The organism is Pedobacter sp. SAFR-022, from assembly GCF_051965375.1.
Classification (GTDB): Bacteria; Bacteroidota; Bacteroidia; order Sphingobacteriales; family Sphingobacteriaceae; genus Pedobacter.
This window is the reverse complement of record NZ_JBQCME010000003.1, coordinates 431018-444595: the sequence shown is the minus strand read 5'-3', so window position 1 is coordinate 444595 and position 13578 is coordinate 431018. Positions and strand designations below refer to the sequence as shown.

General features: G+C 43.9%; 17 protein-coding genes. 14 read left to right on the top strand and 3 right to left on the bottom strand.

The features are described 5' to 3' along the window. The first annotated feature begins 25 nt into the window (after positions 1-25). The 14 genes from gldC (at position 26) to ACTHQF_RS10365 (ending at position 10382) form a co-directional block, all read left to right on the top strand. Positions 26-361 carry a gliding motility protein GldC gene (gene gldC / locus ACTHQF_RS10430; RefSeq protein WP_440430152.1) on the top strand — a complete coding sequence of 112 codons (336 nt, stop codon included), beginning with the start codon at positions 26-28 and terminating at the stop codon, positions 359-361. A 1-nt stretch (position 362) separates the two neighbouring features. After that, positions 363-776, top strand: coding sequence for a hypothetical protein (locus tag ACTHQF_RS10425; protein ID WP_440430151.1), 414 nt, complete (start codon positions 363-365; stop codon positions 774-776). Positions 777-788: 12 nt separating this feature from the next. Continuing rightward, a complete protein-coding gene (locus ACTHQF_RS10420; RefSeq protein WP_440430150.1) occupies positions 789-1448 on the top strand; it encodes a heme exporter protein CcmB in 660 nt (219 codons plus the stop codon). A 12-nt stretch (positions 1449-1460) separates the two neighbouring features. Next, on the top strand, positions 1461-2120 hold the full coding sequence (gene ccsA / locus ACTHQF_RS10415) for a cytochrome c biogenesis protein CcsA (RefSeq protein ID WP_440430149.1): 660 nt from the start codon (positions 1461-1463) through the stop codon (positions 2118-2120). Positions 2121-2122: 2 nt separating this feature from the next. Beyond that, the gene (locus ACTHQF_RS10410; protein ID WP_440430148.1) at positions 2123-2341 is read left to right on the top strand and encodes a CcmD family protein; all 219 of its coding nucleotides are present in this window, start codon (positions 2123-2125) and stop codon (positions 2339-2341) included. 149 nt (positions 2342-2490) lie between these two features. Continuing rightward, positions 2491-3912, top strand: a complete 1422-nt coding sequence (locus ACTHQF_RS10405; RefSeq protein ID WP_440430147.1) for a Glu/Leu/Phe/Val family dehydrogenase — start codon at positions 2491-2493, stop codon at positions 3910-3912. A 131-nt stretch (positions 3913-4043) separates the two neighbouring features. After that, the gene (msrA, locus tag ACTHQF_RS10400) at positions 4044-4709 is read left to right on the top strand and encodes a peptide-methionine (S)-S-oxide reductase MsrA (protein ID WP_440430146.1); all 666 of its coding nucleotides are present in this window, start codon (positions 4044-4046) and stop codon (positions 4707-4709) included. A gap of 154 nt (positions 4710-4863) precedes the next feature. After that, positions 4864-5274 carry a cytochrome c maturation protein CcmE domain-containing protein gene (locus ACTHQF_RS10395; RefSeq protein ID WP_440430145.1) on the top strand — a complete coding sequence of 137 codons (411 nt, stop codon included), beginning with the start codon at positions 4864-4866 and terminating at the stop codon, positions 5272-5274. Positions 5275-5296: 22 nt separating this feature from the next. Continuing rightward, entirely contained in the window at positions 5297-7765 is a 2469-nt protein-coding gene (locus ACTHQF_RS10390; RefSeq protein WP_440430144.1) for a heme lyase CcmF/NrfE family subunit, read from the top strand. A gap of 55 nt (positions 7766-7820) precedes the next feature. Then, positions 7821-8582: a Rossmann-like and DUF2520 domain-containing protein gene (locus tag ACTHQF_RS10385; protein WP_440430143.1), complete on the top strand. Its 762-nt coding sequence runs from the start codon at positions 7821-7823 to the stop codon at positions 8580-8582. Positions 8583-8621: 39 nt separating this feature from the next. After that, the gene (locus ACTHQF_RS10380) at positions 8622-8954 is read left to right on the top strand and encodes a 2Fe-2S iron-sulfur cluster-binding protein (RefSeq protein ID WP_440430142.1); all 333 of its coding nucleotides are present in this window, start codon (positions 8622-8624) and stop codon (positions 8952-8954) included. Positions 8955-8974: 20 nt separating this feature from the next. Further along, positions 8975-9217, top strand: a complete 243-nt coding sequence (gene iscX / locus ACTHQF_RS10375; RefSeq protein WP_440430141.1) for a Fe-S cluster assembly protein IscX — start codon at positions 8975-8977, stop codon at positions 9215-9217. Continuing rightward, on the top strand, positions 9217-9744 hold the full coding sequence (locus tag ACTHQF_RS10370) for a KdsC family phosphatase (protein WP_440430140.1): 528 nt from the start codon (positions 9217-9219) through the stop codon (positions 9742-9744). The genes iscX and ACTHQF_RS10370 overlap by 1 nt, the downstream gene beginning before the upstream one ends. Positions 9745-9812: 68 nt before the next feature. Next, positions 9813-10382, top strand: a complete 570-nt coding sequence (locus ACTHQF_RS10365; protein WP_440430139.1) for a Maf family nucleotide pyrophosphatase — start codon at positions 9813-9815, stop codon at positions 10380-10382. Here ACTHQF_RS10365 and ACTHQF_RS10360 read toward each other — a convergent pair. Genes ACTHQF_RS10360 through ACTHQF_RS10350 form a run of 3 tightly spaced genes read right to left on the bottom strand, consistent with a single transcriptional unit; the run spans position 10358 to position 13530 of the window. Further along, the gene (locus tag ACTHQF_RS10360) at positions 10358-11293 is read right to left on the bottom strand and encodes a Ppx/GppA phosphatase family protein (RefSeq protein WP_440430138.1); all 936 of its coding nucleotides are present in this window, start codon (positions 11291-11293) and stop codon (positions 10358-10360) included. The genes ACTHQF_RS10365 and ACTHQF_RS10360 overlap by 25 nt on opposite strands. A 3-nt stretch (positions 11294-11296) precedes the next feature. Further along, positions 11297-12625 carry an ABC transporter permease gene (locus ACTHQF_RS10355; RefSeq protein WP_440430137.1) on the bottom strand — a complete coding sequence of 443 codons (1329 nt, stop codon included), beginning with the start codon at positions 12623-12625 and terminating at the stop codon, positions 11297-11299. Next, complete coding sequence (locus ACTHQF_RS10350; protein WP_440430136.1) at positions 12625-13530, bottom strand: ABC transporter ATP-binding protein; 906 nt, start codon at positions 13528-13530, stop codon at positions 12625-12627. The genes ACTHQF_RS10355 and ACTHQF_RS10350 overlap by 1 nt, the downstream gene beginning before the upstream one ends. Positions 13531-13578 lie beyond the last annotated feature (48 nt).

The window sequence follows — 13578 nt, the reverse complement described above, 5'->3', positions numbered from 1 at the left end:
CATTTGCCTGATAATAATAGAATCGATGAAAAAAGCTGAAATTAAAATTACCGTAGAGCTGGACGACAATAATGTGCCTGAGAACCTTTTATGGGAGTCTACTGATGCAGAGAATAAGGAGCAGATGCCTGTAAAATCTATGATGCTGGCATTATGGGATCATAATTACAAAAACTCTTTGCGTATTGACCTTTGGACGAAGGATATGCCGGTAGATGAAATGAAGCGTTTCTTCTACGAGACCCTGCAAACCATGGGTGATACCTTCCTTAAAGCAACTGGAGAGCAGTTAATTGTTGAGGATCTGCGTGATTACTGTGCGCATTTTGCAGATAAAATGGGTATCAATACACAAGGCTAGTATGAAAATTCAAGGGGTTGTTGGAGCAGCGCTTATGGCGGTAGGGGGTATGTGCCCCCTGGTTCACCTTCCGATCATCGGCAACTGGAACTATTTCGATCTTGATGTTTCCATAGCAACCATATTCTACCTTGTAGTGCTGGTTGCGTTTGCTGCATCCTTCATGGAAAGATCCAGGCTGATGCGTATATGTGGATGGCTGGGCGTTACGCTTGTATTGGTAACGCTTGCGGGCGTGTATTTCAAATCTCACGACGCCTTCAGTTTCATTCATTTTAAGAAAGCCATCAACTTCGCCGCGAGTGTGGTGAAATACAAATGGGGTTGGTTTGTAATCCTGGCAGGTGCTTTAGCGCTCATTACGGTGCGGAGTCCTAAAAAGGTGTTTCCTCCGGCAAACGCAGTGTCGGTTTAGATCGCTTTATTGATGACGTTATTTGATCAGGTAAAGTTTTTGGTAAAAAAGGAGTTGCTTTTAGAATGGCGCTCGAAATATGCGTTGAACGGTGTGCTGTTGTACGTGGTGTCGACCATATTCGTGTGTTTCCTGTCGCGCGTTAGCGCTAACCCGGTAACCTGGAATGCGCTGTTCTGGATCATCATGCTTTTTGCCTCCATAAATGCGGTCTCAAAGAGCTTTTTGCAGGAAAGTAAGGGAAGGCAACTTTATATTTACACCATTGCCAGTCCGCTTGCGCTTATTATTTCCAAAACATTGTATAACATTTTGCTGATGATGCTGCTCACGGTCATTGCACTCGGATTCTACATCATGGTGTTTGGCTACGTGCCCGCGGATCTCGGCCTTTATTTCCTTGCCACGATATTGGGCAGTTTAAGCTTTTCGAGCATATTTACCATGATCTCCGCGATTTCTTCCAAGGCTGGAAATGGCGGAATGTTGATGGCCATATTGAGCTTTCCGGTGATCATTCCGGTGCTGATTGTGTTGATCAAACTAACGAAAAACGCCATTGACGGCTTAGACCGGAGCGTTAGCATAGATGAAATTGGTATGCTACTGGTCATTAATGTACTGGTCTGCGCCGTTTCTTTACTGTTATTTCCTTACCTTTGGCGCGATTAAAATCTGTTATCCATGTATAAAGACTGGTGGAAAGTTTTGGGTTCTGTGTTGGTATTGTATGCCACCGTTGCCGGCTTTTTGAATAGTGTACCGAAGTTGCCCATACTACATGAAAGTATCCGGAATTTGTATTTCCATGTTCCGATGTGGTTCAGTATGATTATTTTGTTTGGCGTTTCGGTTTTTCACAGCATCAAATATCTGTTATCCAGCAATCCTACAAACGACTTGAAAGCGGTAGAGAGTGTGAACGTGGGGATTGTCTTTGGCGTTCTTGGAATTGTGACAGGCGCGGTATGGGCAAAGTACACCTGGGGGCAGGCATGGAGCTTTGACGTAAAGCAAAACTTTGCTGCAATTGCTTTGCTGCTGTATTTTGCTTACCTGGTACTTCGCAACGCCATTGATGAGGAACAAAAGCGTGCTAAAATTTCGGCCATCTATAACATATTTGCATTTCCAATGATGGTGGTGCTGCTTTTTGTTTTACCAAGATTGTCTGATTCGCTGCACCCGGGGAATGGCGGGAACCCTGGCTTTAATTCCTATGACCTGGACAGTCGTATGCGTACGGTTTTCTATCCTGCATGTCTGGGCTGGATCCTGATTGGATACTGGATATACACGCTTAAATTCCGGGTACGTGCACTAGATAAAACGACGACGCTATAATCATGAAAAAAATATTATTCACACTGTTAATGTTAACAGTAAGCCTTCAGATATTTGCGCAGGGCGCATCATCTTCCCTGGAAGAAAGTATTTATGCTTCAGGTAAAATCTACGTGGTCGTGGCATGTGCGGCTATAATCCTCATCGGTTTGATCTTATTTTTATTTTCAATCGACAGAAGATTAAAAAAATTAGAAAAATATTCTGATCCGAAAAACTAATTCTATCCTCTTAAATCCTTGTTTTGTACGACTAAATGCTTAGGTGTGACGAATACACTAAGCTCATGGCCATTTGCATAAATGATATTTTTTAATGCAATTTTGCAGCCTTAATGAGGTAAACTAACGAAAAACATAAAAAACAAATAATGGCTAATCTAGCAAACGAAACAAACTTCTTTACAGACGTATGTGCGAATTTTGACAACGCCGCAAAATTCACCTCCCATCCGGAAGGTCTACTGAATCAAATTAAAGCTTGCAACAGTGTATATCGTTTCCAGTTTCCAATTAGAAGGGGAAATGGTTTTGAAGTTATTGATGCCTGGCGTGTGGAGCACTCTCACCACATGAGCCCTACTAAAGGTGGTATCCGTTACAGTGAAATGGTGAATGAGGATGAAGTGATGGCATTAGCTGCATTGATGACCTATAAATGTGCCATCGTAAACGTTCCCTTTGGTGGTGCAAAAGGTGGTATCCGGATCAATCCGAAAAATTATACGGTAAGTGAGCTGGAGAACATCACCCGTAGGTATACTACCGAATTAATAAAAAAGAACTTCATTGGTCCTGGTATTGACGTTCCTGCACCGGATTACGGAACAGGGGAGCGTGAAATGAGCTGGATCGCCGACACCTATATGACCATGAATCCAGGTTCTCTGGACGCGTTAGGTTGTGTTACGGGTAAACCGATTGCATTGCACGGTATCCGTGGGCGTAAGGAAGCTACCGGTCGCGGTGTTGCTTTTGCAATCAGAGAATGTGTAAGCGTAGGTGAAGATATGGCTAAGCTTGGCTTGAAAGCAGGTCTTGGTGATAAACGTGTAATTGTTCAGGGGTTAGGAAATGTGGGTTACCACTCTGCGAAATTCCTTTCTGAGATGGGCGCAACGATCGTAGGTCTTTGCGAGTTTGAAGGCGCAATTTACAACGAGAATGGATTTAACATCGATGAGGTATTTGCTCATCGTAAGTTAACCGGTTCAATCCTTGGCTTCAAAGGCGCTACGGAGTTTAAAAACTCGATGGAAGGCTTAGAGCAGCCATGTGACATCCTTGTGCCAGCGGCTTTGGAAAACCAGATCACAGAAGCAAACATCAGAAACATCAAAGCAAAAATTATTGCTGAAGGTGCAAACGGACCAACTACGCCAGGTGCGGAAGAGATCTTTACTGAAATGGGTGGTATCATTATTCCGGATATGTACTGCAATGCTGGTGGTGTAACCGTTTCCTATTTCGAGTGGTTGAAAAACCTTTCACACGTTGCTTTTGGTCGTATGGAAAACCGTTATGCGGAAAACTCAAATGCAAATCTGATTAATACTCTTGAAAGCTTAACTGGAAAGAGCATTCCTGCAGAACACCGCTCAATGTTGGTAAAAGGAGCTTCTGAAATGGAATTGGTAAACTCTGGTCTTGAGGATACCATGATCCATTCTTACCACGAGATCAGAGAGACTTTAAAGGTTAAGCCTGGTGTTGATACCTTAAGAATGGCTGCTTTTGTTGGTTCTATTGACAAGATCGCCGTTTCTTACATGAACCTTGGTATTTGGCCGTAAGCTGAAATAAATTATATGGAAAGCCGCAACAGTTTCAAACTGCTGCGGCTTTGTCGTTTATATGACTTTTGTTTGAAGATCAGAAACATACGTTTTCAGCGACAGTGGCGTATATATTACAAACGAAGGATATGAAAATCAGAACTCCGCTTTTTGTTGTGTTGCTGCTCAGCATCTTTTTGTCCTGCACAAGTTCCAGCATGCAGGAGATCCAGGAGCTAGATGGTTTTGCGGTGCTTCCTGAGCCTCAAGCTAAGGAGCAGGTGGCAACCTTTGCCGGCGGATGTTTTTGGGCCATGCAGGAGTGTATGATTCAGCTTAAAGGCGTTAATAAAGCAATTAGTGGTTATGCCGGTGGTAGCACTGCAAATCCAAGCTACGATGAAGTGTTATCGGGAACGACAGGGCATGCAGAGGCGGTGCAGGTATACTATGATCCAAAGGTGATCAGCTTTGAACAGCTGGCGAATGCCTTTTTCGAGGCGCATGATCCAACACAGTTGAATCGACAAGGTCCCGATATTGGCTCCGACTATCGTTCCATAGCTTTTTACCGCAATGAGCGAGAGTATAAAGCATTGCTTGCTTTGAGAAAGGTCTTGGACAGCACGAGGTTTGGAAATATGATCGTTACTGAACTGATACAGCTGGATAAGTTTTACCCGGCGGAGATGGAGCATCAGGATTACTATAAACGTCATGGCTGGGAGCCATACATCAGACGTGTGTCGAAACCGAAGGTATTGAAAATGCAAAAAACCATGCCTTCGATGATTAAAACCCAATACTTAGAATAATATTTTTTGAAACGGCAGTTTGCTTACATAAAACCCCAATCCATTGTCAGAGAACTATCAATATATCGTCAAGAACATGAATAGCAGAAAGCGGCGGTCTAATAGGTGGGTTTAATTTTTATCTTTGTGAGAAGCTTTAAATCTTATTTATACCATGAAAAAAAGTGCAATTATAGGTTTAATCACAATTGCTTTATGTGTTTGTTTTTTGGTGAGTTTGAATGCTGATACCAGCAGTTATTCAACTTTTCAGGATGCAGCAAAGGAATCCCGTGAATTCCATGTAATGGGTTATTGGGAAAAAGAGAAAGGCATGTACTACGATGCGGAGAAAGATGCGAATCATTTTGCATTCTATATGAAAGATGAGAAAGGTGCAGTGAACAAAGTTGTTTATAATGGCACTAAACCTCAGGATTTCGAGCGTTCCGAGAAACTCGTGCTGATTGGAAAGATGGAGAAAGATACGTTCTATGCTTCTAAAATTCTGATGAAATGTCCTTCAAAATATAATGACAATCTTGTTGAAGTAAAGCAAGATGGAACTGTAGAACAACCTCAATAGATTCAAAATACTAAAGCCCTTAATGGATACACAATTTATTGGAGAAACCCTCCTCCCCGGGAAAGTCGGACAGTTTTTTATTGTCCTTGCTTTTGCCGCTTCTTTATTTTCAACCATCTCCTACTTTTTTGCGACTACAAACAAAGAACTAGATAATAATTCCTGGACCAGGCTAGGTCGCCTTGGTTTCATCACCAACATGGTGAGTATTATCGCTATCGGTGCAACTTTGTTTTACCTGATCTTAAATCATTATAACGAATACTATTACGTTTACTTCCACTCTTCTAAAGCACTGCCGGTGTATTACATTGTATCGGCTTTCTGGGAAGGACAGGAGGGAAGTTTCTGGCTTTGGGCATTCTGGCAATCATTGCTTGGATTAATCCTGATCTGGAAAGCAAAGAGCTGGGAAAATGGGGTGATGACCATTGTTGCGTTTTCACAGGTGTTTTTAACCTCTATGTTACTTGGAGTAGATATCCTGGGTACCCGTGTTGGTAGTTCACCTTTCATCCTTTTGCGTGATGCCGTAGATCTGAAAGCGATGGCACCGGTAGTCTTCGCTGATCCGGAAAACTTTAAAAATTATTTGAAATTTATAACTGATGGCCGCGGATTAAACCCCTTGCTTCAGAACTACTGGATGGTTATTCACCCGCCTACCTTGTTCCTTGGCTTTGCGAGTATGGTTGTTCCCTTTGCTTATGCCGTTGCCGGTTTATGGCAGCGCAGGTATAAGGACTGGGTTAAACCAGCGCTACCTTGGTCGTTGTTCGCAGTAATGATTCTTGGCGCAGGGATTATCATGGGTTCATTTTGGGCCTATGAAGCGCTGAACTTTGGTGGATTCTGGGCCTGGGATCCGGTGGAGAATGCTTCGCTTATTCCATGGCTGATGCTGATTGCAGGGGTTCACGTGCTAATTGCATTTAAAAACACGGGACACGCTTTCTTTACCGCGATTACGCTGGTTGTATTAAGCTTTATTCTGGTACTATATGCTTCTTTCCTGACCAGAAGTGGTATTCTGGGTGAAACTTCTGTACACTCCTTTACTGACCTGGGGATGTTTGGGCACCTGATTCTTTACAACGTGGTGTTCCTTGCCATCCCGGTGATCTTTATGGCGCTACGATGGAAGGAATTGCCGATCACGAATAAAGATGAAGAGACTTATTCACGGGAGTTCTGGATGTTCATTGGTGCACTGGTTGTAACCGTGGCTTGTATTCAGGTGATCTTCACGACATCAGTACCGGTATTCAACAAGGTTTTTGGTACCAACTTCGCGCCACCAATTGATCCTATTAAATACTATAACCAGTGGCAGGCACCATTTGCCATTCTGATCACGGTTATCTCCGGATTTTCACAGTTCCTCAAATACAAACGCACCAATGCCAGGAAGTTCTATAGCAATTTGGTCGGTAGCATAGTATTCGCGGTTGTTGTTACTGGAGTGTATGTGTACATCGCGGGTATTTATACCAATCTTATGTACATCTTACTGACCTTTTCATGTGTATTTGCCATTCTTTCGAATGCGAAGATCCTGGTTGTGGGCTTCGGTGGTAAAGGCAAGCTTGTTGGTGCAGCAGTTGCCCACATGGGCTTTGCGCTACTATTGGTGGGCGCATTGGTAGCTTCGGCAACCAGTCAGCCGATATCACTTAACGCAAGTAACTTCATCCCGGTGAAGGACTTTGAAAAGGCCGAAAAGCCTGGCGAAAACATGGTGCTTTATAAGAATGAGCCTAAAACCATGGGCCGCTACACGGTTACTTATGTTAGCGATAGCACCATAGCACCGAATACCTACTATAAGTTAAACTTTAAGGTTATTGATCCTAAGACTGGTGAGATCAAAGAAGATTTCGATTTGAACCCACACGTTCAGTCGAACGAAAAGATGGGCCTGATCGCCTCGCCAGATACCAAGCATTACCTGACTTCAGACATTTACACACACATCACCAGTGCACCTGCGGAGAAGGAAGAGCATGAAGATCACGAAGGGCACTCGCCTGAAGAGAACTATAAGGCACCTCGAATTCTGAGCGTTAAGCCAGGTGACACCGTTCATACCAGCAGTGGTATTCTTACGGTGAAGCCATTGAACTTCAAGCCTACGGCTAAACAGTTGGTGCTTGCTAAAGAAGATGTTGCCGTAGGACTGCCTATCGAAATCAACTTAAATGGAAAGATCTATAAAGCTGAGCCGATATTCCTGGTTAAAGGGAATAACACCTTCGACTTCGCCAGGAATATTGATGAACTCGGTATTCGGGTAAGATTTACCAAGATCATACCGGAACAGAATTCGGTTGAACTTCAGGTTTATGAAAAACCACAGCAAGCAAAAGACTGGGTTGTATTTAAATCTATTGAGTTCCCTTACATCAACTTATATTGGGTGGGTACGATTGTGATGGTTGTTGGCTTTATGCTGTCGATCATCAGGAGGAAAAAAGAACTTACCACAAACTAATCAGGACCTGCAGCATGAAGCTGCAGGTTTTGTTTTTTAAATTAATGTAAATCAAATGAGGATCGTTTTTCTGGGATCAGGGAATGTAGCAACCCACTTGGGAATAGCTTTAAGTACATCAGGACAGCAGATTACGCAGGTTTGGAGCAGGAGCAAGGCTAATGCGGAGCACCTGGCCGAACGGCTGCATGCACCAGCAATTGATGATCTTTCTTCATTAGACCGCAATGCGGACTTGTATCTCATTGCCGTGAAAGACGATGTCATTCAAGATCTTGTACCGTTCTTGCAGCACCTTCATGGTGTGGTGGCACATACTTCTGGTGCTACCGCCATAGATGTACTTCAAGGAATTGAAAACAAAGGCGTTTTCTATCCTCTGCAAACATTCTCTAAGCAAAAAGCACTCGACCTATCAGATACCCCCATGTGCCTGGAGGCAAATTCCACCGCTGCCATGCAGGTGTTAGAAGCTGCCGCAAAATTGATCAGTACTGCTCGGTATACGTTGGATTCAGAACAGCGCAAAGTTCTACATCTTGCCGCAGTGTTCGCTTGTAATTTCAGCAATCACCTATATCATCTAGGGCATTCCCTTTTGCAAGCGCGTGGTCTTGACTTCGAGATATTGAAACCATTGATTGCCGAAACTGCCCGCAAGATAGAGGATGCTGTGCCTTTCGACGTCCAGACCGGCCCTGCAGTTAGAGGCGATCAGGAGACTATGGTAAAACATTTGCGGCTTTTAGATGATCGGCCGGACTTGCAGGAGATCTACAAAACTTTAAGTGAAAGTATTAAAAAGACGCACCTATAACAATATTGCGGTTTACGCTTCTTATTTTTGAACACGATTATGAGCATTTATAAATTAAAAATAAACTTCGAAGATAAAACTAAAGAACCTGTGGAGCTTCCGATCGCCGGAGGTGAAAACGTTCTTGACGTTTGCCTGGACAACGGAATCCAATTACAACACAACTGTGGCGGTGTTTGCGGTTGCAGTACCTGCCATGTATATGTAACTGCTGGTATGGATAATATTCAGGAAATCTCAGACAAGGAAGAGGATTTTATTGACAGAGCTGTTCGCCCGAGGATCACCTCCAGATTGGGTTGTCAGTGTGTAGTTTTATCAGGAGATATCTCCGTTACCATTCCGGATCAGTCGGAATTCCTTGGTCACTAATCAAATTTAAATAAACGAATATGCAGGATAAATTTGCGCTTCCAATTTATTGGAACGACTATGAAGACATCGCACAAGAACTTTATGAGAAGTTCGGAGATGAATTTAATGAAGGTAAAATCTACCGTGTACGGTTCACCGAACTATTGGAATGGGTACTTACATTGCCGAACTTCAAAGGTACAAGAGAAGAAAGCAATGAAGGCCATCTGGAGCAAATCCAGTCGGCATGGGTGTACGAATGGCGCGATAACCAGGATTAATGTTTCTGCAGAAGCTACAGGAAATCACGACCCTGATTTTTGACGTTGACGGTGTGTTAACGACCGGGGATATCCTGGCTTCAAATACCGGAGAGTTTCTGCGCAGCTTTAACATCAAGGATGGCTATGCCCTTCAGCTTGCCGTTAAAAAGGGCTATCATGTCTGCATCATTTCCGGAGGGAGTGGTGAGGCCATGCAAAAACGTTTCGAAGGCCTGGGCATCAAGAATATCTATCTTGGAGTATCCGATAAAGTAGCAGTTTTCGAACAGATCTTAGCGCAGTACCAGCTTCAGCCCGCAGAAGTGTTGTATATGGGGGATGATATCCCTGATTACAAGATCATGAAGCTTGTGGGTCTACCAACTTGTCCGGCGGACGCGGTAGAGGAGATTAAGGCGCTTTCAACCTACATTTCCCCTTATAATGGTGGCAAAACTGCCGTTAGAGATGTCATTGAAAAAGTCCTTAAAATCCAGGGGAAGTGGTTTGATCCTAATCCCTCGGCAGCAGATTCAGCAATATAAAAGACATTATTATCATTATGAAAGCGGCTTACAGCCGCTTTTCTTATTTTAGCAAAAACTTAAAAACCATGCTTGTTCAAAATCATCCAATTATACTTGCTTCAAAATCACCACGTCGCCATGAGCTTTTAAAGCTCATGGATCTTGATTTTGAGGTACTGCTTAAAGATATCGATGAAAGTTACCCTGAAGGCTTAAAACCACATCAGGTTGCACAATATATCAGTGAGCAGAAAGCTAAAGCCTTCCTTCCCGACCAACTGAAAGCCGTAGTGATTACTGCAGATACCATTGTTTCCTTTCAAAATGAAATCCTTGGAAAACCTACAGATGCGGCACATGCAGTGGAGATGATCACTAAGCTTTCTGGAAATATGCATGAGGTGTTTACCGGTGTAAGCCTGGCCTATAACGGCGCATTGCACACCTTCTTTGATGTAACGGAGGTCTATTTCCGGCCCTTGAATATCGCACAGATCAACTATTACGTGAACCATTACAACCCCTTTGATAAAGCTGGCGCATACGGCGTGCAGGATTGGATTGGCATGATTGGGGTAGAGAAGATCGTAGGATCCTACACCAATGTCATGGGACTGCCGACAGAAAAGCTTTATACAGAATTGTCTAAGTTGTAATCTTCTTTCAGCATAGCGAGAACCCCCATTTTCAGGTCGTATGTGGAAAGGCTAAGCTGTCTGATGCGCGTGTTTTCGAGCACAAAGTTCACCAGTAGCGCTGCGATCACGATCATGTCTACCCGGAGCGGAATAAGCCCCTCCATATGCAAGCGCTGTTCATGTGTAGAGTCAATCAGACGGCTGGACAGCTGCAGATATTGCATGAAGTTGATCTCTCCAGAGGCAATATCATTCGCGGGCCTGTTGTTCTGAATCATCAGCATGCCGGCGAAGGATTCAAAGGCGCCTGCCGAGCCGATGAGTTTCTGAGGCCTGTGCTGCTCACACTGTTGCAGCAGCTCAGCCGTTAGCGCTGCCAAATGGTGATAAATGGCAGATTTTTCGTCTTCACTGATCGGGTCTGACTTAAAATATGCCTGCATCAAACGTGCAGCACCGATATTATAGCTTTTTTTCCAGAGCACTTCAGTCCGCGTACAAAGGATGAACTCTGTACTACCACCACCGATATCCATGACCAAACTCGTCGCTGTGATCAGCCCGGTCGCCTGCACACCCTTGTAGATCAGGGCTGCTTCAGTATCTCCATCGATTACATCAATGGCAATGCCGGATCTTTCAAGGGCTGCTTCAACGAACGCCTTCCCATTGGAAGCGCTACGTACAGCAGAGGTGGCTGTAGCTTTCACTACATCCACCTCGTGTGATTTGATTGTTGCTGCGAAAGCTTCCAGCGCTGCCAGTCCTCGTTCGAAGGCCGCAGGGATAATGATGTTTTCATTGATCCTACCTTCTCCCAACTTCACTGGAACAGTGGTTTTATAGATCATTTCTCCGTTCCCAGCCTCCAGATTAGCGATAATGAGGTGGAAGGTGTTTGTGCCAAGATCTATAACAGCTGCTTTCATGAATTAATTTTTATAGGTAAACCATTTTACCATCTCTTTGAAGTTTGTCTTTTTACCGTACATCAGAATACCGACACGGTAGATCTTAGATGCAACCCAAACCGTGCCAATAAAGCCTACCACCAGAATTGCCATGGATAAAGCCAGCTGCCAATCCGGAACGCCATAAGGTAATCGCACCATCATGGCGATAGGAGAGGTAAAAGGAATCATCGACAACCAAAAGGCAATTGAGCCATATGGATCATTGGTCACCACACTTAAAGATAAAGCGTAGCCCAAAAACAGTGGCATCATGACGGGCATCATAAACTGTTGGGTTTCCGTCTCATTGTCTACGGCAGAGCCGATGGCGGCATACAGGGCGCTGTAGAACAGGTAACCTCCAAAGAAGAAGAATAAGAATACCACCACGATCTTTCCAACTTCCAGGTTTGCCATACTCTTCTGGATATCGCCAAAAGGGCTATCCTTAACTGCGGCAGCTGAGGTAACTTTACCACCGTCGTTCTGCACCATGGTGGTTTGCTTTAAATCCTCGTCTGATACGAAAACCTTAATCACCGCAGTTGAAATTGCAGTGGTCAACACGATCCACAATAAAAACTGGGTCAGGCCAACCAATGCAATGCCGACAATCTTACCCAACATCAGCTGAAAAGGTTTCACTGAAGAGATCATCACTTCAATGATCCGGCTTGTTTTCTCTTCAATAACGCCCCGCATGACCTGGATCCCGTAAAGCATAATAAAAATAAACATCAGGATTCCGGAAACATAAGCTATGATCGTGCTTACGCCTGCACTGGAATCCTCCTCTTCACCGGTTTCAGCAATTTTCTTAACACTAATGTTCACCGAGGATTTAAGGTTATCCAGATCTGCCTGTTGAAGACCGGAGGCTTTCAGCTTCTGATTACGGATCAGCTCTTCAATATGGTCGGATACCCGTCCGCTGAGGTTCATGCCCGCTTGCTTTTCACCAAGGATCTGAACGCCCTCAGGCTTGTCCAGCGGAAAATCAGGAATGTATAGGATATAGTCGTAACCGGAATTCTTTACCGATTTTTTCATATCAGCAAGTGGGGTCGAAACGTAGGCATACTGAATGTTCTTGTTCGACTTCAGCTTTTCTGTAATCGTCTTGTTTTCATTCACCACAGCAATCTTATCTGATGTGCCGGAGACGCCCTGAATGGAAAAGTAAATGATTAAACCATAGAATACCGCAATGATAAGCGGGCCAAGTAAAGTCATTACAATAAATGACTTCTTTTTAACCCTCGACATATATTCACGTTCGATAATTAGTAAGGTCTTGTTTGTGGCCATTAGTTTACGTTTTTAACTTTATCAATAAATATGTCGTTCATGGTAGGGATTACTTCATCCAGGCGTTGAATGCTCACATGAGGAAGCAGTGCAAGGAGCACCTGATTAGCAGATTGCCCAGGGCGAAGCTGAATCTTTATTCTGGTTGTATTGCCGAGTTGCTGGCTTTGCAGTACAGAGAATATTGGGTCTGCCTGGGTTAAACTATAGTCACCTTCGTATTCCACCCAGTAAGTATTGCTCCTGTAGGTTGACTTGATATCACCTACAGAGCCGTCTAAAATTTTCTTTGAACGATGTATCAAAGCGATATGGTCACACAGCTCTTCTACAGACTCCATGCGGTGGGTGGAAAAGATGAACGTCGCACCTTGCTTATTCAGCTCCAGGATCTCATTTTTAATGATGTCTGCGTTTACAGGATCAAAGCCAGAGAATGGCTCATCCAGAATGATCAGCTCAGGCTGATGAAGCACCGTAGCAACAAACTGCACTTTCTGCTGCATGCCTTTACTCAGGTCTTCCACCTTTTTTTTCCACCAATCCTGCATCTCCAGTTTTTCAAACCAGTACTTGATGCGTTTAGTAGCTTCCTGAGTGCTCAGCCCCTTTAATTTCGCCAGGTAAAGAACTTGTTCACCAATCTCCATCTTCTTATACAACCCGCGTTCTTCAGGCAAATAGCCTATCTGAGCAATATGGTCAGCATTCAGGCGCTGTCCACTAAAGAATACTTCACCGCTGTCGGGGCCGGTAATTTGTGTAATGATCCGGATGAGGGAAGTTTTGCCTGCACCATTCGGGCCCAACAGGCCGAAGATCTTTCCTTCCGGTACTTCGAGGCTTACCTCGTCTAATGCCCGGTGGCTGGCATACTGTTTAACAATGTTTCTTACGCTAAGCATGTTATTAATTTAGATATAATAATACGTTAGTAAGTTAGAACCGCTAAA